Annotated in this window: 28 protein-coding genes; 22 read left to right on the plus strand and 6 right to left on the minus strand. The window is 31.3% G+C overall.

Annotated features, from left to right (window positions below; translation table 11 throughout):
* Positions 1-4: 4 nt before the first annotated feature.
* The 8 genes from mutL to hfq all read left to right on the plus strand — a co-directional run bounded on the left by mutL (position 5) and on the right by hfq (position 9,075).
* Complete coding sequence (mutL, locus tag ACO6VN_RS05760) at positions 5-1,993, plus strand: DNA mismatch repair endonuclease MutL (protein ID WP_422404370.1); 1,989 nt, start codon at positions 5-7, stop codon at positions 1,991-1,993.
* Positions 1,994-2,002: 9 nt separating this feature from the next.
* Positions 2,003-2,536, plus strand: a complete 534-nt coding sequence (locus ACO6VN_RS05765; RefSeq protein WP_194200772.1) for a glycerol-3-phosphate responsive antiterminator — start codon at positions 2,003-2,005, stop codon at positions 2,534-2,536.
* A 162-nt stretch (positions 2,537-2,698) separates the two neighbouring features.
* Entirely contained in the window at positions 2,699-3,517 is an 819-nt protein-coding gene (locus ACO6VN_RS05770) for an MIP/aquaporin family protein (RefSeq protein ID WP_017000463.1), read from the plus strand.
* A 26-nt stretch (positions 3,518-3,543) separates the two neighbouring features.
* Positions 3,544-5,037 carry a glycerol kinase GlpK gene (glpK, locus tag ACO6VN_RS05775; RefSeq protein WP_422404371.1) on the plus strand — a complete coding sequence of 498 codons (1,494 nt, stop codon included), beginning with the start codon at positions 3,544-3,546 and terminating at the stop codon, positions 5,035-5,037.
* A 117-nt stretch (positions 5,038-5,154) separates the two neighbouring features.
* A complete protein-coding gene (locus ACO6VN_RS05780; RefSeq protein WP_422404372.1) occupies positions 5,155-6,831 on the plus strand; it encodes a glycerol-3-phosphate dehydrogenase/oxidase in 1,677 nt (558 codons plus the stop codon).
* A gap of 64 nt (positions 6,832-6,895) precedes the next feature.
* Positions 6,896-7,906 carry an alpha/beta fold hydrolase gene (locus tag ACO6VN_RS05785; protein ID WP_194200770.1) on the plus strand — a complete coding sequence of 337 codons (1,011 nt, stop codon included), beginning with the start codon at positions 6,896-6,898 and terminating at the stop codon, positions 7,904-7,906.
* A 1-nt stretch (position 7,907) separates the two neighbouring features.
* Positions 7,908-8,837 carry a tRNA (adenosine(37)-N6)-dimethylallyltransferase MiaA gene (gene miaA, locus ACO6VN_RS05790; protein WP_194200769.1) on the plus strand — a complete coding sequence of 310 codons (930 nt, stop codon included), beginning with the start codon at positions 7,908-7,910 and terminating at the stop codon, positions 8,835-8,837.
* Between the two features lie 13 nt (positions 8,838-8,850).
* Complete coding sequence (gene hfq / locus ACO6VN_RS05795; RefSeq protein WP_194200768.1) at positions 8,851-9,075, plus strand: RNA chaperone Hfq; 225 nt, start codon at positions 8,851-8,853, stop codon at positions 9,073-9,075.
* A gap of 270 nt (positions 9,076-9,345) precedes the next feature.
* Here hfq and ACO6VN_RS05800 read toward each other — a convergent pair whose 3' ends face one another.
* A complete protein-coding gene (locus ACO6VN_RS05800; RefSeq protein WP_017000458.1) occupies positions 9,346-9,819 on the minus strand; it encodes a glutathione peroxidase in 474 nt (157 codons plus the stop codon).
* A 108-nt stretch (positions 9,820-9,927) separates the two neighbouring features.
* Between ACO6VN_RS05800 and hflX the strand changes: the two genes are divergently transcribed.
* The 4 genes from hflX (at position 9,928) to glnA (ending at position 14,229) form a co-directional block, all read left to right on the plus strand.
* Entirely contained in the window at positions 9,928-11,166 is a 1,239-nt protein-coding gene (gene hflX / locus ACO6VN_RS05805; RefSeq protein ID WP_194200767.1) for a GTPase HflX, read from the plus strand.
* 11 nt (positions 11,167-11,177) lie between these two features.
* Positions 11,178-12,425 carry an aminotransferase class I/II-fold pyridoxal phosphate-dependent enzyme gene (locus tag ACO6VN_RS05810; RefSeq protein ID WP_194200766.1) on the plus strand — a complete coding sequence of 416 codons (1,248 nt, stop codon included), beginning with the start codon at positions 11,178-11,180 and terminating at the stop codon, positions 12,423-12,425.
* Positions 12,426-12,512: 87 nt separating this feature from the next.
* Positions 12,513-12,869, plus strand: a complete 357-nt coding sequence (locus ACO6VN_RS05815) for a MerR family transcriptional regulator (protein ID WP_017000455.1) — start codon at positions 12,513-12,515, stop codon at positions 12,867-12,869.
* Positions 12,870-12,888: 19 nt separating this feature from the next.
* Positions 12,889-14,229 (plus strand): type I glutamate--ammonia ligase, encoded by a 1,341-nt coding sequence (glnA, locus tag ACO6VN_RS05820; RefSeq protein WP_194200765.1) that lies wholly within the window; start codon positions 12,889-12,891, stop codon positions 14,227-14,229.
* 632 nt (positions 14,230-14,861) lie between these two features.
* Here glnA and ACO6VN_RS05825 read toward each other — a convergent pair.
* Positions 14,862-15,131 carry a YrhK family protein gene (locus ACO6VN_RS05825; RefSeq protein ID WP_017000453.1) on the minus strand — a complete coding sequence of 90 codons (270 nt, stop codon included), beginning with the start codon at positions 15,129-15,131 and terminating at the stop codon, positions 14,862-14,864.
* 155 nt (positions 15,132-15,286) lie between these two features.
* Here ACO6VN_RS05825 and ACO6VN_RS05830 point away from each other — a divergent pair, with 155 nt between their 5' ends.
* Positions 15,287-15,775 carry a GNAT family N-acetyltransferase gene (locus ACO6VN_RS05830; protein ID WP_194200764.1) on the plus strand — a complete coding sequence of 163 codons (489 nt, stop codon included), beginning with the start codon at positions 15,287-15,289 and terminating at the stop codon, positions 15,773-15,775.
* Between the two features lie 144 nt (positions 15,776-15,919).
* The gene (locus ACO6VN_RS05835; protein ID WP_194200763.1) at positions 15,920-16,660 is read left to right on the plus strand and encodes a sulfite exporter TauE/SafE family protein; all 741 of its coding nucleotides are present in this window, start codon (positions 15,920-15,922) and stop codon (positions 16,658-16,660) included.
* 5 nt (positions 16,661-16,665) lie between these two features.
* Here ACO6VN_RS05835 and ACO6VN_RS05840 read toward each other — a convergent pair whose 3' ends face one another.
* The gene (locus ACO6VN_RS05840) at positions 16,666-16,995 is read right to left on the minus strand and encodes a hypothetical protein (protein WP_194200762.1); all 330 of its coding nucleotides are present in this window, start codon (positions 16,993-16,995) and stop codon (positions 16,666-16,668) included.
* A gap of 149 nt (positions 16,996-17,144) precedes the next feature.
* Complete coding sequence (locus tag ACO6VN_RS05845; RefSeq protein ID WP_194200761.1) at positions 17,145-17,336, minus strand: hypothetical protein; 192 nt, start codon at positions 17,334-17,336, stop codon at positions 17,145-17,147.
* A 127-nt stretch (positions 17,337-17,463) separates the two neighbouring features.
* Here ACO6VN_RS05845 and ACO6VN_RS05850 point away from each other — a divergent pair, with 127 nt between their 5' ends.
* The 3 genes from ACO6VN_RS05850 (at position 17,464) to ACO6VN_RS05860 (ending at position 18,407) form a co-directional block, all read left to right on the plus strand.
* Positions 17,464-17,625: a hypothetical protein gene (locus ACO6VN_RS05850; protein WP_017000445.1), complete on the plus strand. Its 162-nt coding sequence runs from the start codon at positions 17,464-17,466 to the stop codon at positions 17,623-17,625.
* A gap of 179 nt (positions 17,626-17,804) precedes the next feature.
* Positions 17,805-18,014: a hypothetical protein gene (locus ACO6VN_RS05855; RefSeq protein WP_017000444.1), complete on the plus strand. Its 210-nt coding sequence runs from the start codon at positions 17,805-17,807 to the stop codon at positions 18,012-18,014.
* A gap of 189 nt (positions 18,015-18,203) precedes the next feature.
* Positions 18,204-18,407, plus strand: a complete 204-nt coding sequence (locus tag ACO6VN_RS05860; protein WP_017001237.1) for a TM2 domain-containing protein — start codon at positions 18,204-18,206, stop codon at positions 18,405-18,407.
* An 87-nt stretch (positions 18,408-18,494) separates the two neighbouring features.
* On the opposite strand, the gene ACO6VN_RS05865 is transcribed toward ACO6VN_RS05860, so the two are convergent.
* A complete protein-coding gene (locus ACO6VN_RS05865) occupies positions 18,495-19,415 on the minus strand; it encodes a diacylglycerol/lipid kinase family protein (RefSeq protein ID WP_064210896.1) in 921 nt (306 codons plus the stop codon).
* A gap of 123 nt (positions 19,416-19,538) precedes the next feature.
* Here ACO6VN_RS05865 and ACO6VN_RS05870 point away from each other — a divergent pair, with 123 nt between their 5' ends.
* Positions 19,539-20,078 carry an N-acetylmuramoyl-L-alanine amidase gene (locus ACO6VN_RS05870; protein ID WP_194200760.1) on the plus strand — a complete coding sequence of 180 codons (540 nt, stop codon included), beginning with the start codon at positions 19,539-19,541 and terminating at the stop codon, positions 20,076-20,078.
* A gap of 62 nt (positions 20,079-20,140) precedes the next feature.
* Here ACO6VN_RS05870 and ACO6VN_RS05875 read toward each other — a convergent pair whose 3' ends face one another.
* Positions 20,141-20,884, minus strand: coding sequence for a hypothetical protein (locus ACO6VN_RS05875; RefSeq protein WP_194200759.1), 744 nt, complete (start codon positions 20,882-20,884; stop codon positions 20,141-20,143).
* Positions 20,885-21,141: 257 nt separating this feature from the next.
* Between ACO6VN_RS05875 and ACO6VN_RS05880 the strand changes: the two genes are divergently transcribed.
* The 4 genes from ACO6VN_RS05880 (at position 21,142) to ACO6VN_RS05895 (ending at position 26,173) form a co-directional block, all read left to right on the plus strand.
* The gene (locus tag ACO6VN_RS05880) at positions 21,142-22,026 is read left to right on the plus strand and encodes an NAD(P)-dependent oxidoreductase (protein WP_194200758.1); all 885 of its coding nucleotides are present in this window, start codon (positions 21,142-21,144) and stop codon (positions 22,024-22,026) included.
* Between the two features lie 5 nt (positions 22,027-22,031).
* Positions 22,032-22,361 (plus strand): nucleoside triphosphate pyrophosphohydrolase family protein, encoded by a 330-nt coding sequence (locus tag ACO6VN_RS05885; protein WP_016999612.1) that lies wholly within the window; start codon positions 22,032-22,034, stop codon positions 22,359-22,361.
* Positions 22,362-23,323: 962 nt separating this feature from the next.
* Positions 23,324-23,638, plus strand: coding sequence for an ArsR/SmtB family transcription factor (locus tag ACO6VN_RS05890; RefSeq protein ID WP_422404373.1), 315 nt, complete (start codon positions 23,324-23,326; stop codon positions 23,636-23,638).
* Positions 23,639-23,656: 18 nt separating this feature from the next.
* Positions 23,657-26,173 (plus strand): heavy metal translocating P-type ATPase, encoded by a 2,517-nt coding sequence (locus tag ACO6VN_RS05895; protein WP_422404374.1) that lies wholly within the window; start codon positions 23,657-23,659, stop codon positions 26,171-26,173.
* The last annotated feature ends 196 nt before the right edge of the window (positions 26,174-26,369 follow it).

Below are 26,369 nucleotides of genomic sequence, written 5' to 3' on the forward strand. Positions count from 1 at the left end.
TGCATTGGGAAAAATTAAAGAACTTGAATTATCCTTAGCCAATAAAATAGCAGCTGGAGAAGTGGTTGAAAGACCAGCTTCAGTTGTTAAAGAGTTGTTGGAAAATGCTATAGATGCACAAGCAACACAAATTGACATTACAATTAAAGAATCAGGTATACAATCAATAAGAGTTGTAGATAATGGCACAGGCATAGATGAAGAGGATATCGGTAAAGCTTTTGGTAGGCACGCTACAAGTAAAATTGATAACGATTATGATTTATTCCATATTAGAACTTTAGGATTTAGAGGTGAGGCTTTAGCGAGTATATCCTCTGTCAGTAAAGTAACTATGAAAACTTGTACAGATGGTCTATTAGGTCATGAAGTACATGTTGAAAATGGAGAAATAATTAAACAACAGCCAGCTAAAGCTAAAAAAGGAACTGATATTCTTGTTAGTGAATTGTTCTATAACACACCTGCAAGATTAAAATATGTAAAAAGTTTATATACTGAATTAGGGAAAATTACAGATATCGTTAACCGAATGGCGATGAGTCATCCGCATATAGCGTTTAACTTAGTTTCTGATGAAAAAACAGTCATATCGACAAATGGTTCTGGCCGTACAAATGAAGTAATGGCTGAAATATATGGTATGAAAATCGCGAAAGATTTAGTTGAAATTAAAGGTGAAACTGAAGACTATGTTATGCACGGATTCGTTTGTAAACCAGAACATACAAGAAGCAATAGGCACTATATTTCTATATTCATAAATGGGCGTTATATTAAGAATTTTGTATTAAATAAGGCGATTATTGAAGGTTATCACACACTTTTACCAATTGGTCGATATCCTATCGTTTACTTAAATATTGAAATGGATCCAATTTTAGTTGACGTGAATGTGCATCCAACTAAATTAGAAGTTAGACTTTCAAAAGAACAGTCGTTGTTCGATTTAATTAATCATAAAATTAAAGAAGCATTTAGAGGATTATCTTTAATACCTGGTACTTCGTTAGAGAAGCATCAACAAAAGAAATCTCAAAAAGAAATATTTGAACAACAACGTTTAGATTTTGAAGCAAAAAATCGAACAGAAACATCATCTGAGAATCATTCTCCTACAACACCAAATTTTACAAACTCAATAAATAATCCTAAACCTATTATTTCTGAAACAGAAAAAAGTGAACCATCATCACAATGGCATTTTAAGCCGAAAGAGAATCATTCATATATACAGGAAGAACAAGACGCTCATCATGTAGAAGATGAAGAACAAGAAAATAAAAATCCGGAAAATGAATTTAATATTGAAAAAGAAGAACCAATTTTGCGAGAAGAAACAGAACAAACACAATACGATCAAGACAAATACGAATTGCCACTTGAACAACATGAAACGCAAGATAAACCTAGAGTTCCTTATATGGAAGTAGTAGGGCAAGTTCACGGCACATATATCATCGCGCAAAATGATACAGGTATGTTTATGATAGATCAACATGCAGCTCAAGAACGTATTAAATATGAGTATTTCAAAGAAAAAATTGGTGAGGTAACAAACGAGACACAAAGTTTATTATTACCTTTAACTTTTAATTTTTCTAGAGATGAACATATGATTATAGAAAAATACTTCCAACCACTGAAAGAAGCAGGAATATTTTTAGAACCTATTGGTCATCATGATTATATGGTTAGTGAATATCCTGTATGGTTACCTCAAGTTGAAGTAGAAGAAGTCATTAAAGATATGATTGATTATGTGTTAAAACATGAGCGTGTAGATATTAAGAAACTTAGAGAAGATGCGGCAATCATGATGAGTTGTAAAAAATCTATAAAAGCAAATCATTATTTAAGAAATCATGAAATGGCTCATTTAATAGACGAGTTAAGAGAAACAACTGATCCATTCACTTGTCCGCATGGCAGACCAATTATTATAGAATTAACGACTTACGAACTAGAAAAGTTATTTAAACGTGTAATGTAGGAGGATAATATGAACGAGCATTTATTACCCGCAATTCGCTCTATGAAAGATATGGAAAAGTTTTTTAAGTTAGATTATAAAAGATGTGTTTTATTAGATACCCATATTGGTCATTTACAAGGTATCTTAAATCAAATGAAGAAAAACGATAAAGAAGTTATGCTGCATATAGATTTAATTAAAGGATTATCAAATGATGAAGCGGCTGTTGAATATATTATTCAGCAATTTAGACCACATGGTGTTATTTCTACTAAGACAAAAGTTATTAGAAGAGCTAAAAAGTTAAATACACTTACAACTTTAAGAGTATTTATATTGGATAGTACTGCTTTAAGTAGAAGTATAGAATTGATTAAACAAGCTGATCCGGATTTCGTTGAAGTATTACCTGGAGTTGCTGCGAAAGTAATAAAAGAAATTAGTGAAAAGACTGGAAAAAGAATTATAGCTGGTGGTTTAATTAACACTGAAGAAGAAATACAATTAGCTATTGAAAGCGGTGCAAAGTATATAACGACAAGTGATACAGAAATTTGGTAATTCGATTTGACAACGTTTTCATTAAGTATTATACTCTTAAGTAAGTTAATATATGAGATGAGTAAATGAGACCTCTACGTGGATATCTATGCAATGAATTTGTATAGGTTTGTGTGGGGGTCTTTTTATGTATTAGCAAGAATCTATAGGAGGGTGTTTAATATGAGTGAATTTTTGGCGGAATTAGTAGGAACTGCCATATTAACTTTATTTGGTGGCGGTGTTTGTGCTAACGTCAACCTAAAAGGGACTTTAGGTAAAGGTGCTGATTGGATAGTTATTTCATTAGGTTGGGGTTTAGCCGTAATGTTAGGTGTTTATGCAGTAGGTAATGTGTCGGGAGCGCATTTAAACCCTGCAGTAACGTTAGGATTTGCAATTGATGGATCATTCCCTTGGTCTAAAGTTATTCCGTTTATTATTGCGCAAATGATTGGTGCAATGATCGGTGCAGGTTTCGTTTGGGCTTCTTACTTACCTCACTGGAAAAAAACTGAAGATCAAGGTGCGAAGCTTGGAGTATTCTCTACTGGACCTTCATATCCAAACTATATCGCAAACTTTTTAAGTGAGATTATTGGAACTATGATCTTAGTTATGGGATTATTATTTATAGGAGCTAATAAATTTACAGATGGTTTAAATCCAGTAATAGTTGGTTTATTAATCGTAGCGATTGGGTTAAGTTTAGGGGGAGCTACAGGTTATGCTATTAATCCAGCGCGTGATATCGGTCCTCGTATTATGCATATGTTATTACCTATTCCAGGTAAAGGTGATTCTAACTGGAAATACTCACCGGTACCTATTTTAGGTCCAATCGCTGGTGGTATGTTTGGTGCAGCTTTATATAACATTTTATTTAACGGGATCGTTAATGGATTTATCATTTTCTCAATCATCTTTACTGTCGTTGTAGTGTTATTCGGTATAGTATTGAATAAAGCAATTCTTAAAGATGAAACTTCAGAGATTCTGTAATTTACAAAATATTAGGAGTGTTTAATATGGAAAAATATATTTTATCAATTGACCAAGGAACGACAAGTTCAAGAGCGATTTTATTTGATAAAGACGGGACAATTCAATTTGTAAGCCAACGTGAGTTTAAGCAATACTTTCCAAAAGGTGGTTGGGTAGAACATGATGCAAATGAAATTTGGACATCAGTTTTATCCGTTATTGCAAGTGTATTAAACGAAAATAATATTTCCCCTGAACAAATTGAAGGTATCGGAATTACAAACCAAAGGGAAACTGCAGTTGTGTGGGATAAAAGTACTGGACGTCCTGTATATCATGCAATTGTATGGCAATCAAGACAAACACAAGACATTTGTGCTGAGTTAAAATCTAAAGATTTAGAGCCAATTTTCAAAGATAAAACTGGTTTACTATTAGATCCATATTTCTCAGGTACGAAAGTAAAATGGATTTTAGATAATGTTGAAGGCGCTAGAGAAAAAGCTGAAAATGGCGATTTATTATTCGGTACAATTGATACATGGCTAATTTGGAAATTCACTGGTGGCACGCACATTACAGACTATTCAAATGCTAGTCGTACTTTAATGTACAATATTTATGATTTAAAATGGGATGAAGAGCTATTAGAATATTTAACTGTACCTTCATCAATGTTACCTGAAGTAAAACCTTCAAGTGAAGTTTACGGCTATACACAAGAACATCATTTCTTCGGTAAAAAAATTCCAATTGCAGGTGTAGCAGGTGACCAACAAGCTGCTTTATTTGGACAAGCATGTTTCGAAAAAGGTGAAGTTAAAAACACATACGGTACTGGTGGTTTCATGTTAATGAACACCGGTGAAAAAGCAGTTAAATCAGAAAGCGGTTTATTAACAACATTAGCATACGGTTTAGACGGTAAAGTTAATTATGCGCTTGAAGGTAGTATATTCGTATCTGGTTCAGCTATCCAATGGTTAAGAGACGGTTTAAGAATGATTAAATCAGCACCAGCTTCTGAAGATTATGCTAAACGTGTTAAATCAACAGAAGGTGTTTATGTAGTACCAGCATTCGTTGGTTTAGGTACACCATATTGGGATGCTGACGCACGTGGTGCAATATTTGGTTTAACTCGAGGTACTGAAAAAGAACATTTCATTAGAGCTACTTTAGAATCATTATGTTATCAAACTCGTGACGTATTAGAAGCAATGGAAAAAGATTCAGGTATTACTGTAGAAACTTTAAGAGTAGATGGTGGAGCTGTTAAGAATGATTTCTTAATGCAATTCCAAGCTGATATTGTAAATACACCAGTTGAAAGACCAGAAGTAAGTGAAACAACAGCATTAGGTGCTGCATACCTTGCAGGGTTAGCAGTTGGCTTCTGGAAATCAAAAGATGAAATACAAGAAAGATGGAAATTAGAAACTGAATTCAAACCAGAACTTGAAGAAGAAGAGAGAGAATCTCTTTATAAAGGTTGGAAAACAGCAGTTAAAGCCACTCAAGCTTTTAAATTAGATTAAGTTGTGTTATCATTAAGGTAAGTTAATATTCCGTAGAGATGTGAGAGGCTTTGTTCATACAATTTAATTTGTAGGGATAAGTCTCTCATTTTTTTACATTTATAGGAGGAAATGGTTATGCAACAATTATCAGCATTAAATCGTAATCAAGTTAAAGATCAACTTAAAAGTAAAGAATATGATGTCGTTATTATAGGTGGAGGTATTACAGGTGCAGGAATCGCACTTGATGCTTCACAACGTGGTATGAAAGTCGCTTTAGTAGAAATGCAAGACTTTGCTCAAGGTACAAGTTCTAGAAGTACTAAATTAGTACACGGTGGTTTACGTTACTTAAAACAACTTCAAGTTGGAGTAGTAGCTGAAACTGGTAAAGAAAGAGCAATTGTATATGAAAATGGACCTCACGTAACAACACCTGAATGGATGTTATTACCGATGCATAAAGGTGGAAGTATGGGACCATTTTCAACTTCTATTGGATTAAAAGTATATGACTTTCTTGCAGGTGTTAAAAAATCAGAACGCCGTTCAATGTTAAATAGAGACGAAACTATCGAAAAAGAACCACTTGTTAAACAAGATGGCCTTAAAGGTGGCGGTTACTATGTTGAATATCGTACTGATGATGCACGTTTAACAATTGAAGTAATGAAGCGCGCACGTGAATTTGGAGCAGATATCATCAACTATGCTAAAGCAAACCAATTCTTATATAATAAGAAAAATAAAGTTTCAGGTGTAGAAGTGACAGATTTACTTCACAATGAAATGTTTGAAATTAAAGGTAAAAGAGTTATTAACGCTGCAGGACCTTGGGTAGATGACGTTAGAAGTAAAGACTATTCTACTAATAATAAACAATTAAGACTTACTAAAGGCGTACACATTGTTATTGATCAAAGTGTCTTCCCATTAGGACAAGCAGTATACTTTGATACTGAAAGTGATGGCAGAATGATTTTCGCTATTCCTAGAGACGGTAAAGCATACGTTGGTACAACTGACACTGTATATGATAATGATAAATCTTCACCTAAAGTTACTGAAGAAGATCGTCAATATTTACTAGATGCAATTCGTTACATGTTCCCTACAGTTAAAGTTGAAGATAGTGATATCGAGTCAACTTGGGCTGGTGTAAGACCTCTTATCTTTGAAAAAGGAAAAGACCCTTCTGAAATTTCTCGTAAAGATGAAATCTGGGAAGGCGACTCAGGTCTATTAACAATAGCTGGTGGTAAGTTAACAGGTTACCGTCACATGGCTCAAGATATTGTAGACTTATTAAGTAAACGATTAAAAGAAGAATACAAATTGAAATTCAAACCTTGTGAGACTAAGCACACTTATATTTCTGGCGGTAACGTAGGAGGAAGCAATAACTACGATGCATTTGTTGAAAGTAAAGTAGAAGAAGCTAAAAGCTACAATCTTTCTGAAAATGTGGCACGTTACTTAACTAGAAAATATGGTTCAAACGTAGATGAAGTATTTGAAATTGCACATGCTACGCAAGTTGCTGACTTAGATTTACCTGTTGAAGTTTATGCAGAAGTTATCTATAGTATTCAAAAAGAAATGGTGCATAAACCAACTGATTTCTTAGTACGTCGTTCAGGTAGATTATACTTTGATATCAATTACGTATTAGAATATAAAGATGCTATCTTAGAAGTTATGGCTAAAGTTCTTAACTACGATGCAGATACTAAACGCGTATACAAACAAGAATTAGAAAAAGCAGTTAAAGAAGCGATTAATCCAAATGATCAACCTGCAATTGCTAAATAATTAAAGATTACAAATAACGCACCCAAAAAGTGAGATTTTCTCTTGATTTTTTGGGTGCATTTTTATGTATGAAAGCAATGTATTTTTAAGCAGTATAGAATTTGCTATAATAATGGTTGAGGGAGGCGTACGTATCTTGAGAAGATTTAATCACATGATAACATTATCATCTGGCCAAACATTAGAAGTGACGATTGATAAAACTGATGAAAAACCAATAGGTATCTTACATATTTTACATGGTGTTTCAGAACATAAAGATAGGTATGATGGCATAGTAGAGTATTTTTGTAAAAGAGGTTTTCATGTTATTAGGCATAATCATCGTGGCCACGGTAAAAAAATTGAAGAATCTACTAGAGGTCATTTTAATAGTTTAAAAGAATTAGTAGAAGATTTAAAAGAAATTAGAGATACTTTCAAACCTGAATTGAATAATGACTTGCCCTATATTCTGTTAGGTCACTCTATGGGATCTTTAGTAGCAAGAAAATATGTTCATGATTATCCGAATGATGTTAATATATTAATTTTATCCGGCACTGTTGTCTATTCAAATATTCAAGGTAAATTAAATTTATATGGATTAAAATTTGTTAATCTATTTTTAGGTAATCGTACTAAATCTAAACTTATTAATAACTTAGCCTTTAAGACGCCTAATAGAAAACATAAAGAATTAAATAAAGATAACAACTGGATTAGCGAAAGTGAAGAAAATAAAAAGATTTACGAAGAAGATCCTTATACTGGATATTCAGTATCTCACAGAGTCTTTTTAGAAACAGTGAAATCGGCTGAATTATCCAAAAAATCAAGCTATATCAAAAAACAAAACCTCAATATGCCCATATTACTGCTTTCTGGTAAAGAAGATCACTTTGGAGGTTTTGGAACAGGTATTAAAAAGCTTGCTACGCTGTATAAAAGAAATGGTGTTAAACATGTCACTGTACAATTATATAAAAATAAAAGACATGAAGTATTATTTGAAACGAACCAATTTGTAGTATATGAACACATCTTTAATTGGTTGATGACGCAAATTAAACAATTAGAAAAAGAGGAACAATAATATGTCGAAAAAACCGTTAATCGCAATAGTAGGTCCAACAGCAGTTGGTAAAACTGAACTTAGTATACGATTAGCTCAAGCTTTAAATGGTGAAGTTATCAACGGTGATGCATTTCAAATTTATAAAGGATTAGATATAGGTACAGCAAAAGTAACAGAAGAAGAAAAAGAAGGCATAAAACATCATTTAGTAGATGCATACAATCCAGATGAGCCTTATTCTGTGTATAAGTTTAAAGAAGATGTTTCCAATATAATCGATGATATTCATAATAGAGGAAAACTTCCTATATTAGTAGGTGGGTCTGGTTTATATGTTCAGTCAGTACTGTATGATTATCATTTAGAAAAAGAAAAAATAACAAGTGAAGAATTGGAAAAAATTAATAATAAATTTGATGAATTATCGAATTATACAAACATTGAATTGCACAATTATTTAAAAGAATTTGATACAGAAACTGCGTCATCAGTGCATCCAAACAATCGTCAAAGAGTAGAAAGAGCCATAGAGTACTACTTGAAGACTAAAAAAACATTAAGTGAAAGAAAGAAAAGCCAGACATTTTCTGGAAAATATGGTACATTATTAATTGGGATAGACATGTCGCGCGAAACTTTATATGAAAGAATTAATATGCGTGTTGACATGATGTTGGAGCGAGGATTATTAAGAGAAGTGTCTAATCTCGTTGATATGGGGTATGAACATTCACAAAGTATGCAAGCAATTGGATACAAAGAGCTAATACCCGTTGTAAAAGGAGAAAAAGACATAGATATTGCAATAGAACAAATCAAGCAGAATTCAAGAAGATACGCCAAACGTCAATTGACATGGTTTAAAAATAAAATGAATGTAACTTGGTTTCAACGGGATGAACAGTCTTTATCAGAAATCGCAGACAACGTAATCCAATTATCCAAGTGAAGGGGAAAGTCATATGGCAGAGAAAGAAAATATTCAAGAAGTATTATTGGAGAAGTTCAAATCTGAAGGTACTGAATTAACAGTCTTCTTATTAAACGGTTTCCAAATGAAAGGCAAAATTGTAGGCTTTGACGAGAATGTTGTATTACTAGATATTCTAGGCACTGAAAATCTTATCTACAAACATGCTATTTCTACTTTTGTCGTAGCACAAGAAGAAAATAAAGAAAATGCGTAATTTTTGTGCTCGTGGCTAAAAAAGCTAAGACAATTTATTTGTCTTAGCTTTTTTATTTTAATAAATAAAGTCCTGTTATGTTGCAAGACGATGCTCACGTGCAACATAACAGTCTCTTCATTGACACGTTTGGCAAGAAAAGGCAATAAGGATAATGCTATAGCCAAGTTTTGAACTACAAAATCCACGTGCAACATAGACATTCAGTCCACTACTGCCAATACATAGAAAGAGTCCGAAACAAAGATTAATGTCTCGAACTCTTTCTTTTTATAATACTTCTTCTATAGCATTTCTTAACTGTTCTGGACTTTTTTGTGGTGAGAAGCGATTAACAACTTCTCCATCTTTATTCACTAAAAACTTAGTGAAGTTCCATTTTATGGAGCCGTTTAAAATGCCTTTTTTAGCACTTGTTAAATAGTCATAAAGTGGATGTTGATCAGAACCTTTTACTTTGATCTTTTCGTGCATTGGGAATGTAACACCATAATTTAATTTACAATTTTGATAAGCTTCATATGAATCACCTGGTTCTTGATTACCAAATTGGTTACAAGGGAAACCAAGTACTACAAAGTCTTTATCTTTATAATCTTGATAAAGTTGTTCCAGTCCTTCAAACTGTGGAGTGAAACCACATTCACTTGCTGTATTGACAATTAATAGTGCTTTACCTTTATATTCAGATAACGAATAAGTATCTCCATTTGTTTTAGCAACCTCGAAGTCATATATAGACATTCTAATCACTCCTTTTCTTAACTCTATTATAGTAAAGATTTATTCAAAGTCATATTAATATGCATATCTAATTATATGTTAAAATGAAGTAAAGAGAGCGTGATAAAAATGAAAAATGATTTAATAACAACAGATCATGAAACGGAGAAAGTAATATTATTAGCTTTCCATGATAAACAGGTAGATGAAGATACGTTTCAATCAACAGTTGAAGAACTAAAATCTTTAGCTAAAACAAGTCAATTAGAAGTGATTGAAGTATTTACTCAAAAAAGAGATAGACCAGATCAACAATATTACTTTGGTAAAGGTAAAATAGAAGAAGTGATTGAATATATCGATTTAAACGATGTAAAAGTAAATGCTATTATTGCTAACGATGAGTTAACAACTGCACAGTCGAAACAATTAGATGAGTTGTTTGATACTAAAATTATAGATAGAACACAATTAATTTTAGAAATATTTGCGCAACGTGCTTCTAGTAGAGAAGGGCAGTTACAAGTCGAACTTGCACAATTAGATTATTTACTGCCTAGACTGTCTGGCCATGGTAAAAGTCTATCACGTTTAGGTGGCGGAATTGGTACAAGAGGTCCTGGTGAAACTAAACTGGAAACTGATAGAAGACACATTAGAACGCGCATGAACGAAATTAAACATCAACTAGAAACGATTGTATCTCACCGTTCAAGATATAGGGAAAGAAGACAACATAACCAAGCTTATCAAGTTGCGTTAATAGGTTATACTAACGCTGGTAAATCTTCATGGTTTAATCAGTTATCACAAGATGAAACATTTGAACAAGATTTATTATTCGCAACGTTAGACCCTAAATCAAGAGCTGTTTCAATAAACGAAGGATTTAATATTATATTATCTGATACGGTTGGGTTTATTCAAAAATTGCCCACGACACTTATAGCAGCATTTAAATCAACATTAGAAGAAGCAAAATATGCACAACTATTAATACATGTTGTAGATGCTAGTCATCCACATTATATGGAACAGTATGAAACTGTTATGAAACTTGTGAAACAATTAGATATGAATCACATTCCAATGTTAGTTGTGTTCAATAAAAAAGATAAAGTAGATAGCATCAATCAACCTGTCTCCGAGAATTCTATATTTGTGTCAGCAAGAGATAAACAAGATCAAGTTGTATTCAAAGACAAGCTAGTAGAGATGATTAAAAATACAATGGAATATTATGAGATGGAATTAGATGCGTCTAATGCTGACCAATTGTATTGGCAAAAAACACATACACTAGTAGAAACGTTAGAGTTTGATGAAACAAATGAAATGTATAAAATAACAGGATATAAACAAAAATAAGAGGTAAAGAAATGGAAGAAAAATTACAATCATTAGTAAAAGAAGTAGAAACAACATTAAGACCATATTTTGATGAAATTGAGCATAATGCATTAATTGCTCAAGAACGCGTATTGGATGCTTTCCATAAAGTGAAAATATCAGAAGCAGATTTAGTCGGTACTACAGGATATGGTTATGATGATATGGGACGAGATCATTTAGAAGAAGTATATACAGAAGTCTTTCGAGCAGAAGATAGTTTAGTAAGACCACAAATTATTTCAGGAACACATGCGATAACAATAGCATTAAATAGTCAATTAAAACACGGTGAAGAATTACTGTATATAACAGGTACACCTTATGACACTTTATTAGAAGTAATCGGCGTTAATGGAAATGGTATCGGGAGTTTTATTGAACAAGGTATTCAATACAATGAAGTTCCTTTAAAGGATAATAATATTGATATTGAAGCTGTATTAAACAAAATAAATGATAAAACAAAAGTAATAGCAATACAACGATCTAAAGGCTATAGTTCTAGACCTTCATTAACAATAAAGCAAATAGAATATACTATTACGAGAATAAAAGAAGTTTATCCAGAAATTATTATTTTCGTAGATAACTGTTATGGTGAATTCGTAGAGGATAAAGAGCCTATAGAAGTAGGCGCAGATTTAATTGCTGGTTCTTTAATCAAAAACCCAGGCGGTGGATTATCTAAAATAGGTGGATATATTTCAGGTAAGCAAGATTTAATAGAGCGTTGTGCATATAGATTAACAGCTCCTGGTATCGGTAAAGAAGCGGGGGCTTCATTAGGTAGTTTACCTGAAATGTACCAAGGGTTCTTTTTAGCGCCACACGTAGTTAGTCAAAGCTTAAAAGGCGCATTGTTTACGTCCTTACTATTGGAGAAATTAAATATGAAGACAACACCACATTACACAGATGAAAGAACTGATTTAATACAATCTGTAACATTTGATACAGCTGAACAAATGATTGCATTTTGTCAGTCTATACAACATGCATCCCCAATCAATGCACATTTCAGCCCGATGCCTAGCTATATGCCGGGCTATGAAGATGATGTCATTATGGCAGCAGGAACTTTTGTACAAGGTTCTTCAATTGAATTAACAGCTGATGGCCCGATTAGAGCACCATATGAAGCTTATATTCAAGGCGGATTAACATATGAACACGTTAAAATCGCGATAATTAGAGCAGTGGAAACATTAATGAAAAAAGAATTAGTTATGTTATAATTATGTGTGAGGTTTCCTCACACATAATTGTTTTCTGAAAATTTATGTGCTAAATTTATTTTAAGTTCTTAGTAGAAGGAGGCGGTCGTGCTGTCAAGAGATTTAATTAGAAGAAACATGGCCGTGTTTCCAATAGGTGTAGTCATCAAATTAACAGAACTTACAGCAAGACAAATCAGATATTATGAAAGTAATGAGCTGGTTACACCGACAAGAACTGACGGTAATCAGAGGTTGTTTTCATTAAATGACTTAGAGAGATTACTTGAAATTAAAAATCTCATCGAAAAGGGATTCAATATGAAAGGGATTAAACAAATTCTACTAGAAGAAAAAAATGACCTTTCAGATGAAGAACTACGTATGAGAGAGCGGGTAATTAGAGGTACCTCGAAGACAGAAGGTCCACTCAACCGTGGAGATTTATCAAGATTTTTTAAATAAAATACTGGAGGATCAACACATGGCTAAGCAAACATTTACGAAAGAGGATATTTTTCGCTTTGCAGACGAAGAAAACGTACGTTATTTAAGGTTACAATTTACAGACATTTTAGGAACAATTAAAAATGTAGAGGTACCAATTGCACAATTAGAAAAAGTTTTAAACAATGAAATGATGTTTGACGGTTCTTCAATTGAAGGATTCGTGCGAATTGAAGAATCGGATATGTATCTATGTCCTGACCTGAACACTTGGGTGATTTTCCCATGGACTGCAGGTAAAGGTAAAGTAGCACGATTAATCTGTGACATTTATAGTCCAGACGGTACTCCATTCCCAGGTGACCCACGTACTAACTTGAAACGTGTCTTAAAAGAAATGCAAGAATTAGGATTTACAGATTTCAACTTAGGACCAGAACCAGAATTCTTCTTATTTAAACTAGACGAAAAAGGTGAACCAACATTAGAATTAAATGATAATGGTGGATACTTCGACTTAGCACCAACAGACTTAGGTGAGAACTGTCGTCGTGATATCGTACTAGAATTAGAGGATATGGGCTTTGATATCGAAGCAAGTCACCATGAAGTGGCACCAGGCCAACATGAAATAGACTTTAAATATGCTGACGCAATTACAGCATGTGATAACATTCAAACATTCAAACTCGTTGTTAAAACTATCGCACGTAAACATAATTTACACGCAACATTTATGCCAAAACCATTATTCGGTGTAAACGGAAGCGGAATGCACTTTAACGTATCATTATTCAATGGTAAAGAAAATGCGTTCTTCGATCCAGATGGCGACATGCAACTTACAGATAATGCATTCCACTTTATTGCAGGTATCTTGAAAAATGCAAGAGGATTCACAGCAGTATGTAATCCATTAGTTAACTCATATAAGCGACTAGTACCAGGTTACGAAGCACCATGTTATATCGCATGGAGTGGACAGAACCGTTCACCACTAGTTAGAATACCAGTATCAAGAGGCGTGTCAACACGTGTCGAAATCCGTTCAGTAGACCCAGCAGCTAACCCATACTTAGCATTAGCTACAATCTTAGAAGCAGGACTAGACGGTATTAAACACAAACTAACACCACCAGAATCAGTAGACCAAAACATCTATGAAATGAATAGAGAAGAAAGAGAAGCGGTGGGCGTACAAGACTTACCATCAACACTTTATACAGCAGTTAAAGCAATGAAAGAAAACGATGTAGTAAAATCAGCATTAGGTAATCACATTTACAGACAATTTATCCAATCTAAATCATTAGAATGGGATTACTACAGAACCCAAGTATCAGAATGGGAAAGAGAACAATATATTAAGCAATATTAATATTAAGAGAAGAGCTAGGGATGTAAATCCTTAGCTCTTTTTGGATGGATTAATCAAAAATGCAAGAGTTGATATAGTATAAAAAAGTCCAACTTTTAGGGTTCACTACATTATTGGATTAACTATCTCATTAATCCAAGTAGAGTACTTCTTATTGGATTTACTAAGACAATAATCCAAGTAGAGCCTTTTTATTGGATTAACTATCTCATTAATCCAAGTAGAGCACCTTTTGTTGGATTTACTAAGACATTAATCCAAGTAGAGTACTTCTTATTGGATTTACTAAGACAATAATCCAAGTAGAGCACCTTTTGTTGGATTTACTACTTCATTAATCCAAGTAGATGCAGTTTTATTGGATTTACTACTTCATTAATACCAAGTAGAGTACTTCTTATTGGATTTACTAAGACAATAACCCAAGTAGAGTACTTCTTATTGGATTTACTACTTCATTAATACCAAGTAAACACACTCTTAAAAGTACTTTCGTATATCTTCACAAGAAAAATCTAAAGTGAAATATCGTTTAGGAGTTGATATAATAGCTATAAACATAAGAAAAAAATGGTAGAATTAAGAAATAACAAACTGAGTCTAGGATACTTATATCCCAGACTCAGTTTTATCTATTTTGTAATATCTTTTTTTACCTTACTAATATGAATATCTCGTGTAATAGCGATTAATGGTCTTATAAGCATTTGAATACTACCAATTACAAATAAAACAGTGCCAGCAAATGTTGTAGACTCTTTAAAAAATAAAAAACTACCAACGATAAAGAACATTGCTAATATTATATCGTTAATTTGATAAAGTAATTTGTAGAAAGTATCAATCTTAATATCGAAGCCTAAAACGGTGAATTCTAGTTCTTTTTTATCTTCAAATCTCATTTTTACCACCTCAAATTAATGATATCAATCTACAATAAATATTCAAGTTAGTGAATATAAACTAAGTATTGTTATATATGTTATATTTTTTAACAGAAATTTTACTTATGCTTTTTAATTGGTATAATTTAATAAGTTTTAGAGGAGGTCAAGATATGATTAGATATGCTACTGAAAATGATTTAGTTTATATTTTAGATATTTATAATGATGCTATTGTAAATACTACAACTGTTTATACATATGATGAAACGGATTTGGATGAACGTAAAGTTTGGTTCGAGAATAAAAGAAACGCTAGTTTGCCGGTAATTGTTTTTGAAAGGGATAATCGTGTTGTTGGTTTTGCTACTTATGGTCCTTTTCGTAATTGGCCTGCATATCAATATACTGTTGAACATTCTATTTATGTTGACCCACGTTATAAGAGGTTAGGTATTGCATCAGCTTTATTAGATAAAGTTATTTCGCATGCTACTGAAGCAGGATATAAAACGATGGTAGCTGGCATCGATGATAGTAATGAAGGTAGTGTAGCGTTACATAAGAAGAAAGGGTTCAATCATGTTGGTACGTTAAGTAATGTTGGGTTTAAATTTGATAAATGGTTAACATTAGTGTTTTATCAACTGATGTTAAAATAACTCGAATGTTAATTATAATGAATTATATATAAGTGTTAGAAATGGTATAATAGATATAACTATTTTAAAGAGTCTGTGACATAATTAATTGTCTCAGACTCTCTCTCATTTTTGTATTTTGAAGTTACATTTAAAGGGGAACTTATGGATATTTCATTATTAATTCTAGTAGTAATTGCTATTTTGTTAGGTGCTTTAGTAAGAAATATATTTGGTTTTGGTGAAGCGCTAGTGACGATGCCATTACTTTCATTATTGAATATTGATTTTAAGTTATCTGTATCTATAGTCGCAATAATTGGCATTCTTGTTGCTTTTCCTGTGTTTATTAAAAGTCGAAAAGACATTGATTGGTCGATTATTAAAAGGTTGCTAATTGGTTCTATTATAGGTGCACCGATTGGAATTTTTATTGTTAAATGGACTGATGAAGCTGTCATAGTAAAGTGCTTAGGTATCTTTATATTAGTATATGGTCTAGTTAATCTCATTAATCAATTTGTAAAGGTTTATCAAATGAATAAAAAAATACCAAATCAATTTGATTATATTGCTGGTACTATAGCGGGTCTTTTAGGTAGCGCTTATAATAGTCATGGTGTGCCAATCGTTATTTATGGTACTTTGAAAAAGTGGGATATATTTGATCTTAAAAAGATTTCTCAAGTACACTTTTTTATAACTGGATGCTTTATTGTTACGAGTCATGGTGTTTCTGGATTTTGGTCACCATCATTATGGTATTTGCTCATTATTGTTATTCCTCTACTCGTACTAACGTTGCTATTCGGTAATATGATTAGCAAAAGAATAGATCCAAAATCTTTTATTAAATACGTTTATATATTATTAATCGTATTTGGTATATTAATGATCTTTAAGTAAGATAACTATAATTGATTTTGTAAATGATGATGAGAAGTTTCTTTTAAAGCTTTAATGGCATTTTTTAAACTAAATAACATTGTCTCGAATTGATGTTGTGATGACTTTGTATTGTGATAAATATGGAATAATTCAACAAAATATAATTCATAATCGCATCGTTTGTTGTTTATTAAATTCTTGTTATGTTTTAATAAATGATCTACTCTGTTCATTTCATTATATATGAAAGATTCATTTATAAAGGTAGCCGCTTCATTAGTTGATTCAAAATGGTCTAAAAACGTGATATAAGATTCAAAACGATTAACGATTAAATGTAAGTATTTATCCATTTCAGAACACTCCTTAGAATAGTTAATACTTACATTATACGAACGTATGTTCTTGTTTGTAAAGTGAAATATCGATTTTATAGAAAAATATGCTAGAACTTTAAAAAAAGTCCTAGCATAAAATGATATATTATTAAACTCGTGTTAATTTATTTATCAGTCTGTACATATATAATATGTTCTTTAGCTACATTAATAACATAATCTGGTGTTTCGAGTAAAATATGTTGAAACCCATCTTTAAGTAATTCTTCAACTTTAAATAAATTATTATGAACAGTCATAATATATACATTTTTATTGGCTTTTAAACCTTTTTTTATTGCCGTGCTAAATTCCATCAAAGTTCACTCCTTTTCTAATTAACGATTATTGTATCATAAATTAAATATTGCTAATATACTATGATTGAGTTGGTACCAAAAGGGTAAAGTAATATATGAAAGATATTTATAGGAGGTAATTTTCATGGATGATCAAGTATACCAAAAAATATGGACGAAACTTAAAGATGAAATTGACTTAAATATTGTCGAACTTAAACAAACAGAAGTGGAAAAAGAGTCTCCAGGTTTAGAAAAAGCTAGAAAAATGATGGCACATTTAGAAGATGAATTTATAAAAAAATAATATTTATTTAATAACAATCAAAATAAATCAAAAACATTTAAAAACATCAAAATTTGATATTTCATTCTACTAAAAAAATAACTATTTGTATTTAAAAGTGATAATTTACATGATTTGCCTCTAGTATAGGGCTTAGATATTTTGTAGTATTTATATATTAAGTTTTTTTGGAGGCAATTATGTTTTTCGATAAAAAAATATTAGTATTTGAAGATTTAGAGAACAAATACAATGAAGAAGAAGCTCAAAATATATTTTTAAAACATTCAATTGATTATGATTTTATCACAGTTAGTAGTCAGTCTATTATGTTAGGCGGATTGAAATATCAATCTAATGATAGTAGATCTCAATTTATTCGTGAATTTAATCAATATTTAGGTAACTAAATTTAATATTCATTACCAATAGAGAAGATAACACTCTTGGTGATTTTGTAAAGAATAGCCTTATAAGGGTTATTCTTTTTTATTTAATCTAACAAAATTGTCACATGATAAGAGATTTTGTTAGGTATAAATTGGGTATTGATAAATAGAATACTTTATAATAATAAGTGTAGTTAAAGGAGGGGTACAATGTTAGTTAATAAATGGATTTATATTGCTTTAGCAATCTTATTAGGAAACTTTGGCGTTCATAAATTTTACGCACAAAAACCAGTTGTAGGATTATTACACTTAGCATTCTGTTGGACGGGAATTCCTCATATCATCGCGTTTATAAGCGCAGTTCTCGCATTATTGAGACCGTCTGATGAACATGGTAATATATACGCATAATAAAATAGAATAGGGCTTAATAGTCCTGTAAAATAAAAACAGCAAAATTCTTATATAAGAATTTTGCTGTTTTTATTTATATGTTGTTTATTCTTCCATATCCAAATAAAGCAATTTAACACGTTCTTTTAATACTTTGACTTCAATGGGTGTATTATATTGAATTTCTCCATCGATATCTAACCTAGCATCTGGATCTGTTTTGAGATACGCGTCTTTACACGATATGTGTGTAATACTGTCGCTAATTTCATTCCAATTCATACTATCTTTTACTTTGAAGAAATCATTTATAATACTAAAATTATGATTTTCAAAAACGAATATGTTCATATTGCCATCGTTTGGAGATAAGTCTTCTAATGGAATTCTATTGCCGCCTACGTGTTGGCCGTTAGCAATTAATATCATAGATGTTTCACCGCTATATTCTTTTTCATCAGCTATTAGATGATAATCATATATTTGCGGATTAGAAACAGTTTTTAATGTTGAAAATACATAGCTAAATTTACCTAATAGTTCTTTTTGGTTAGATTGTACATTTTCAGCATTTTGAACCATAAGTCCAATACCTGTAAAGTTTAGAGCATACACGCCGTTTACACTTAGAACATCAAAGGATTTAATTTGACTGTTCAATAAGTCTTCAGAAGCTTGCATAGGTTTTTGTGATAAGTTTAATGTCTTAGTGAAATCATTAAATGTACCGCCTGGAAGTACACCTATAGGTAGTTGAATGTTATTTTCAACTACACCATTTACAAGTTCATTTAAAGTACCATCTCCGCCTAAAATAAATAACACATCATAAGGTGTAGCATAATTATTGTTACTTATTTCTTTGCAAAATGATTTAATATCTCCTTCTTCTTTACTTAATTTAATTGTTAAATCATCACAGAATTTTGTTAAGTTTTCTGTTATTTGACCAAGCTCTTGGTGTACATCGCCTTGGCCAGAAGCTTTATGATAAAACAATATTCCCTTATGAAAATGTTGTGTCATATGAGTAATGCCTCCTGAAATATTTTTTATTACCATACCATGTATGAGATAAGATATACAGTTTCAAGTTTTATACTTTTATATGTTAAAATGATAAAAAGAAATAAAAAGGGGAGAATATAAATGGCCTCACAAAATGATTATATCAATTATTCTATGGATAAAAGAGAAAAACCATTATTAGGTGTTGTTGTTCATAATGATGCGAGTGAATTAAATGCTAATGAATGGCGAGAAGTATTAAAAAACGCCCCGGAAGATAGATATATTCAAGGTATTGCTCATTATTACATTGATCGTAATTACCAATGGCAAGCAATTGATACAGAAAATATTGCTTGGCATACAGCAAACGAAGTAGGTAACGAACAATATATAGGTTACGAGGTACTGGAATCACTTTCGAGTTCAGATGAAGAATTTTTATTAAATGAGCAAGAAACATTCAGAGTCATAGCAGCAGATATGACTGATTATAATTTAATGCCCAATAGAGATACAGTGAGATTACATTTAGAATTTAGTGAAACTGAGTGCCCTCATCGTTCATTAGAAATGCATACTAACTGGCGTACAACAGTAGATGGCATACCTGATGATTGGATTATTAATGAAATGAAAGACTATTTTATAGAACAAATTAAGCAGTACATGTTGAATTAAATTATATATTTTACTAAAAAAGCGTTAAGTCATTTAGATGACTTAACGCTTTTTTAAAATTCTTATTGTGCATATTGTTGTTGAATTTCTACTAATGCATTATAGAATAATTCAGGTTGCTCAGGTCCATTATAAGTACCTTTTTCTAAAGCATTTAATGAAGCTTTTTCAGGATTAGTTAGACCGCCGTTATATTCTTGTCTCCATTCAGCATTGATAGAATTAAGGTATGGGTTTACACCAGACTCATTATATATTTGCTGAGCTTGTTCTGCACCTAAAGCTGATACAGTTTCGTTATTATTTAAGTTGTTGTTATTCATAGAATTACTTTCATCAGCTTGCTGTTGATTATCGTTCGATTGTGCTGAACTATTTTCGTTTGTAGCGTTCTGATTTGCTTCACTGTTAGAAGCTGAGTTATCACTATTATTTGATTCAGTAGAAGTTGAACTATCTCCAGATGTGTTTGAACCTGAGTTTTCAGCGCTATTAGATGATGAATTAGAATCTTCTGTATTAGAGTCATCTGAATTAGAATCAGAAGATGTAGAAGAGCTATCATCAGAGGAATCTTTATCGCTACTGTTAGCTTTATTATCAGAACTCTTATCTTCAGAGCCACTTGCTGAATCTTTACTAGAGTCTTTCTCAGAATCTTTTTTGTCACTTGATTTAGAGCTATCATCAGATTTTGAACTTGAAGACTCTTTTTCAGATGATGAATCTTCTTTACTATCGCTGCCATTACCGCATGCAGCTAAAAATAGAAAAGAAGATAAAAGTAATATTAAAAATTTCTTCATAAAATACACTCCTTTATTTTGATAATGAGATTGACACTTATGTATCAATATTCTTTAAATACCACAATGATTTTGAATAAAACCCAATTAATTTTAAATTGTTTTAAATTTTTTAACATCGTTATTAATATGAGTTAAACAATATTTACAAATAATCAATACAACGAAATATCGACCTATTTAATTTTAAAAATTTTTGATTTTTCTAACAAATCGGTATAATACAAATATGAGGAAGTTATTAAGGAGGAAGATTTATGAGTAGTAAAACAATTGGGTTCGTAGGTACAGGCGTCATGGGAAAATCAATGGCTGGCCATTTAATTGATAAAGGTTATGAAGTGAATGTATATAACAGAACTAAGTCTAAAGCAGATGATTTAGTTGAAAAAGGCGCAACTTGGTGTGACTCGATAGCTACGCTTTCTGAAAAAAGTGACATTATAATATCTATAGTAGGATATCCAAAAGATGTTGAGTCAATTTATTTAAGTCAAGATGGTATTTTAAATCATGCCAAAGCAAATAGTATTGTGATTGATATGACGACATCAAGTCCTGCTTTAGCTCACGACATTTATGAAAAAGCAAAAGAACGAAATATTAAAAGTTTAGATGCGCCAGTTTCTGGTGGAGATGTTGGCGCAAAAAATGCTGCGTTGACGATTATGGTAGGTGGAGATCAAGAAGCCTATAATCAAGTGGAAGATATATTTAATTTGCTAGGTAAAAATGTAGTATATCAAGGTAAAAGCGGAAATGGTCAACATACGAAATTATCAAATCAAATAGCTATTGCTGCAGGTATGTTAGGAGTAGCAGAAGCAATTATTTATGCTGAAGAAGCAGGATTAGATATTGATAAAGTATTTAATTCCATTGAACATGGAGCAGCAGGAAGTTGGTCTTTATCTAATCTTGGGCCTAGAATGGTAAAAGAAGATTATGCACCAGGCTTTTACGTAAAGCACTTTATTAAAGATATGAAATTAGCAATTGAAGAAAGTGAGAAGATGGGATTATATATGCCAGGTTTGCTAAAAGCAAAAGAAGTTTATGATGCTTTAAGCGAAGCAGGATACGATGATAACGGAACACAGGCAGTAATACAACTATTGAAAAATCATATTAAAAAGAGGTAATTGAAATGGAACTAAATGAATACCAAAAATTATCAAAAAGAACAATGTCAAATATTCATAAGGACCCGACTCAAAGTTTAATTAATGGTGCATTAGGATTAACAGGTGAAGCGGGCGAAGTAGCAGATGTAATCAAAAAACATGTATTCCATGGTCATGAATTAGATAAGACAGCGCTGAAAAAAGAATTAGGCGATGTTATGTGGTACATATCGTGTTGTGCTACAGCACTCAATATTGAAATGGATGAAATAGGGCAGAGTAATATTGAAAAATTACAAAAAAGATATCCAAATGGATTTAGTGAAGAAAATTCACGAAATCGTAAAGAATAGTATCATTCATAAGTAAAACCCTTTAACAATGCTAGTTAAAGGGTTGTTTTTGTATTTATTTATATCGAAAAAGGGCAGAAAAAAGGCAAGGTGCGAGAAAGTCGATATTTTGAGTATAAAAAAGAACCATTATTTTGGCCCTTTTTCTTTATCATTTTTCTTTATCATTTTTCTTTGCGTTAGTATTAAAAAAATTATCTAGTTCTTTTTCTTTGTTTAACCAAGCCAATATTTTCAAAATTTTATTCCAAAATATTAATTGATAAACTTCCCAATTGTGTGCTAGTAAATAATAAGCGTACTTTCTTATTTTCTTAATATTATCTTGATTAAGAATTACCATATCTTTTAAAAAAACATTAAATCTGAAGAAGTGCTTGAAGAATTGAGAAAGCAAAAATATACTTATTTAAAGCAAAAAAAAAGAAGCTCTTTACTTAATTGTACGGACTTCTTTTTGATAATAGAAAGTGAGAGTTAGGAATGATAAACACCTAGACAATCATTTAAACCGAATTATAACCAAAGCAATAGTATTTCATCAAAAATATGGTTTTATATATTTTGTAATTATATTATATCATATATAAAAGTTAGTGAATGTTCGGTATAAGGGTAATAACATTTTAATAAATCATAAAAAATATCCTATGATACGCCCTACGTTAAATCATAGACATGATTAATTCGCTAAAAAAACCTCCGACTGCATCATAAGTCGGATGAACGTGTATATAAATTAAAAATATAAACGAAAAGAATCGTCTATATGACAACTAAATCTATTATACCACCTAGTGTAGGTTAGTGAGTAGGTTTGTCTACTTATAAAAGTTACTAAATCAAAAAATTGAATTATAAAGTCTATTATCTAAACCATTGAAGAGAAGTATTATTGTAAAACATATTATTAAATGTTAATATGTTATCGTATTAGATATAAATAATATGAGGTGGAATAAATGAATGACATAGAATTAAAAGCACATTTTATACATGGGCTTTCTAATAAAGTACGTTTAACTATATTAGAGTTACTTAAATCGAAAGAAATGACGGTTAATGAAATCGTTAAACAATCACAAATCAGTCAATCTAGTATTTCTCAACATTTGTCTTGTCTAAAAGGGTGTGGCTTAGTTAATTCTAGACAAGAAGGTAAATATGTTTATTATCAAATAAAGAACAACCAAATTTTAGAATTACTTAAACTTATTGATTTTGTAGTTGAAGATACTGAAGATGATATTGAAAGTTGCCAAAATCATACTATATAACGAAAGAAGATGACTTAAATGAGTAATAATTGCTGTAATAATAAAGTTGAACCCAATATTTGTTGCACAAGTGACACAGTTAATGATAACAAGTGTTGTGGTAATGAACCTAAAGTAGCAAATCAAAATGACGAATGCTATACAAATAACAGTGAAGGCATCGATTCAACTCATAACATTTCATGCAATGCTAATAACAATAGTTCTGAGGAAGAAGATGAAGTTGCCACCTCATTTTCAAATTATAATTTTAAAGTAACTGGTATGGATTGTAGTTCATGTGCTATAACTATTGAAAAAGCATTAAGCACTTTAGACGATGTGACTAATCCTAAAGTTAATTTTTCTACAAGTAAATTAAGCGTTGACCTAAAATCTCAAACTAGTATTAATCAAGTAACACAAACACTAAAAAAATTGGGTTATGATATCGAAGAAAATGATAGTAATCAAAACTATACAACATTTTTAATAGAAGGTATGGATTGTGGTAGTTGCGCTAAAAGTATTGAAAAACATTTGAACAATTTATCATATGTTAATGACGTGCAAGTCAGTTTTTCAACTGGAAAAATGCAGATTGATTTTGAAGGCTCGCAAACTAAAAATATTGAAAAAGAAGTTTCTAAAATCGGTTATTCTGCTACATTACAATCCAGTAATAAATATAATAATACAAAGTGGCATTTGTTTAGTAAACCTATTATTTCAACACTATTTCTTATCTTTGGTATTGTTTCATCTATAATGTCACTGCCTATTGTGGTAACTAATTTGATGTATATCATAGCTATTATAGTCAGTGGTATAAAACCCCTAAAAAGTGCCTATTATGCTATTAAATCTAAGAGTTTGGATATGAATGTTTTAATGTCAGTAGCTGTCATTGGTGCTATATTAATTGGTGAGTTGTTTGAAGGCGCAATAGTAGTTTTACTGTTTACTATCGGAACTTTATTACAAACTATTTCTATAGATAAGACAAGAAATTCTATACAATCATTAATGAATATTACACCAGCAAAAGCAAATGTTATTACAGAAGTGGGTATAATTTCAAAAAGTTTAAAGGACATTCGTGTTGGAGAAGTTTTACTTGTAAAACCAGGCGACCGAATACCATTAGATGGCACGATTATAGAGGGATATTCAAGTTTAAATCAAGCACCTATAACTGGTGAATCTATTCCTGTAGACAAAACAGTAAATGAAGAAACTTATGCGGGATCTATCAATGAAAATGGTACTTTAAAAATACGTGTTTCAAAATTAGTAGAAGATACAACACTATCTAAAATCATTCATATGGTTGAAGAAGCGCAAGAAAATAAAGCGCCCACCCAAGCTTTTATTGATCGATTTTCTGAAATTTATACACCAATTGTATTCATTTTAGCATTATTAGTGATGGTGATACCTCCTATTTTTTCTTTAGGAACTTGGGGAGAATGGTTTTATAAAGGCCTTGAATTACTTGTTATAGCATGTCCATGTGCACTAGTCATTTCAACGCCTGTAGCTATTGTTACTGCGATTGGAAGTGCAGCCAAAAATGGAGTCCTTATCAAAGGAGGAAACCATTTGGAAACTTTAGGTACGTTAACAGCTTTAGCTTTTGATAAAACAGGTACTTTGACTGAAGGACGTCCAAAAGTTTCAGCAATTAAAACATTTGAGAGCAATGAAGAAACATTGTTAAATATTGTTATGAGCTTAGAATCATACTCAACACACCCTATTAGTAATGCAATTATCGCTTATGTATCTCAATTTAATTCCATAACATACGATGTTACTGATTTTGAAAATATAGTTAGTCAAGGAATTAAAGGCAAGATTAAAGAAAAGTATTTCTATGCTGGAAATTTAAAATTAATTGAATCAATCAATAAAAATATTGTAAGTTATAAAGATGAGATAAAATCATATGAGCAAGAAGGCTATTCTGTTATCATTATCGCGTCTTCAAACATGATTCATGGTTTGATTACTGTAGCAGATCCATTACGTTCAAATATCAATCAAATATTACGACGCTTAAATGATAGTAATATTAAAAATACTGTAATGCTTACAGGAGATAATAAAGGAACCGCTGATAAAATTGCACAACTTTCAGGTATTAAAGAAGTTTATGCTGAATTAATGCCTGAAGATAAATTAGCTGCAATCAAAGATTTACAAAGCAAAGGTTATCGTGTAGGTATGATTGGCGATGGTATTAATGATGCCCCTGCCTTAGCACAAAGTGAAGTAGGTATTGCGATGGGTGGGATTGGATCAGATACTGCAATGGAAACAGCAGATGTAGTATTAATGTCAGATAATATAAATCAACTAACAAACACTATCTCTATAAGTAAAAAATCTAAGAGTATAATTAAACAAAATATATATTTCTCTATTATTATTAAAATGATTGCCTTTATCTTAGTGTTCCCTGGACTACTAACGCTTTGGTTAGCAGTATTAAGTGATACAGGTGCAGCAATATTAGTTATTTTAAATTCGTTAAGATTGTTAAAGAATAAATAAGGAGAAATTAATAATATAAATTGTACAAATTAAAAAGGTTTTATTTCCTATAATAGATGAAGTTGATAGTAGGTATTTTTAAGCCACAAACTCAATTTTATAGTATAATATACGTATTAAGAGCTTTAGGCTCACTCTAGCCCTTAAACATGTCACTGAGGGCTATTTATTTTATATCTTCTAGCAAGTGCAATTG

The sequence above is a fragment of the Mammaliicoccus sp. JADD-157 genome, from assembly GCF_049310805.1.
Taxonomy (GTDB): domain Bacteria; phylum Bacillota; class Bacilli; order Staphylococcales; family Staphylococcaceae; genus Mammaliicoccus; species Mammaliicoccus lentus.

Excerpts from the sequence above, each read along its gene's own strand:
- ACO6VN_RS05785 (WP_194200770.1), top strand. The coding sequence starts at position 6,896 with ATGTATGAAAGCAATGTATTTTTAAGCAGTATAGAATTTGCTATAATA.
- ACO6VN_RS05880 (WP_194200758.1), top strand. The coding sequence starts at position 21,142 with ATGAGTAGTAAAACAATTGGGTTCGTAGGTACAGGCGTCATGGGAAAA.
- ACO6VN_RS05840 (WP_194200762.1), bottom strand. The coding sequence starts at position 16,995 with ATGGATAAATACTTACATTTAATCGTTAATCGTTTTGAATCTTATATC.
- ACO6VN_RS05835 (WP_194200763.1), top strand. The coding sequence starts at position 15,920 with ATGGATATTTCATTATTAATTCTAGTAGTAATTGCTATTTTGTTAGGT.
- glnA (WP_194200765.1), top strand. The coding sequence starts at position 12,889 with ATGGCTAAGCAAACATTTACGAAAGAGGATATTTTTCGCTTTGCAGAC.
- glpK (WP_422404371.1), top strand. The coding sequence starts at position 3,544 with ATGGAAAAATATATTTTATCAATTGACCAAGGAACGACAAGTTCAAGA.
- ACO6VN_RS05885 (WP_016999612.1), top strand. The coding sequence starts at position 22,032 with ATGGAACTAAATGAATACCAAAAATTATCAAAAAGAACAATGTCAAAT.
- hflX (WP_194200767.1), top strand. The coding sequence starts at position 9,928 with ATGAAAAATGATTTAATAACAACAGATCATGAAACGGAGAAAGTAATA.
- miaA (WP_194200769.1), top strand. The coding sequence starts at position 7,908 with ATGTCGAAAAAACCGTTAATCGCAATAGTAGGTCCAACAGCAGTTGGT.
- ACO6VN_RS05850 (WP_017000445.1), top strand. The coding sequence starts at position 17,464 with ATGGATGATCAAGTATACCAAAAAATATGGACGAAACTTAAAGATGAA.
- ACO6VN_RS05875 (WP_194200759.1), bottom strand. The coding sequence starts at position 20,884 with ATGAAGAAATTTTTAATATTACTTTTATCTTCTTTTCTATTTTTAGCT.
- ACO6VN_RS05780 (WP_422404372.1), top strand. The coding sequence starts at position 5,155 with ATGCAACAATTATCAGCATTAAATCGTAATCAAGTTAAAGATCAACTT.
- ACO6VN_RS05825 (WP_017000453.1), bottom strand. The coding sequence starts at position 15,131 with ATGAGATTTGAAGATAAAAAAGAACTAGAATTCACCGTTTTAGGCTTC.
- ACO6VN_RS05865 (WP_064210896.1), bottom strand. The coding sequence starts at position 19,415 with ATGACACAACATTTTCATAAGGGAATATTGTTTTATCATAAAGCTTCT.
- ACO6VN_RS05810 (WP_194200766.1), top strand. The coding sequence starts at position 11,178 with ATGGAAGAAAAATTACAATCATTAGTAAAAGAAGTAGAAACAACATTA.
- ACO6VN_RS05890 (WP_422404373.1), top strand. The coding sequence starts at position 23,324 with ATGAATGACATAGAATTAAAAGCACATTTTATACATGGGCTTTCTAAT.
- ACO6VN_RS05855 (WP_017000444.1), top strand. The coding sequence starts at position 17,805 with ATGTTTTTCGATAAAAAAATATTAGTATTTGAAGATTTAGAGAACAAA.
- ACO6VN_RS05870 (WP_194200760.1), top strand. The coding sequence starts at position 19,539 with ATGGCCTCACAAAATGATTATATCAATTATTCTATGGATAAAAGAGAA.
- ACO6VN_RS05845 (WP_194200761.1), bottom strand. The coding sequence starts at position 17,336 with ATGGAATTTAGCACGGCAATAAAAAAAGGTTTAAAAGCCAATAAAAAT.
- hfq (WP_194200768.1), top strand. The coding sequence starts at position 8,851 with ATGGCAGAGAAAGAAAATATTCAAGAAGTATTATTGGAGAAGTTCAAA.
- ACO6VN_RS05770 (WP_017000463.1), top strand. The coding sequence starts at position 2,699 with ATGAGTGAATTTTTGGCGGAATTAGTAGGAACTGCCATATTAACTTTA.
- ACO6VN_RS05800 (WP_017000458.1), bottom strand. The coding sequence starts at position 9,819 with ATGTCTATATATGACTTCGAGGTTGCTAAAACAAATGGAGATACTTAT.
- ACO6VN_RS05830 (WP_194200764.1), top strand. The coding sequence starts at position 15,287 with ATGATTAGATATGCTACTGAAAATGATTTAGTTTATATTTTAGATATT.
- ACO6VN_RS05860 (WP_017001237.1), top strand. The coding sequence starts at position 18,204 with ATGTTAGTTAATAAATGGATTTATATTGCTTTAGCAATCTTATTAGGA.
- ACO6VN_RS05895 (WP_422404374.1), top strand. The coding sequence starts at position 23,657 with ATGAGTAATAATTGCTGTAATAATAAAGTTGAACCCAATATTTGTTGC.
- ACO6VN_RS05765 (WP_194200772.1), top strand. The coding sequence starts at position 2,003 with ATGAACGAGCATTTATTACCCGCAATTCGCTCTATGAAAGATATGGAA.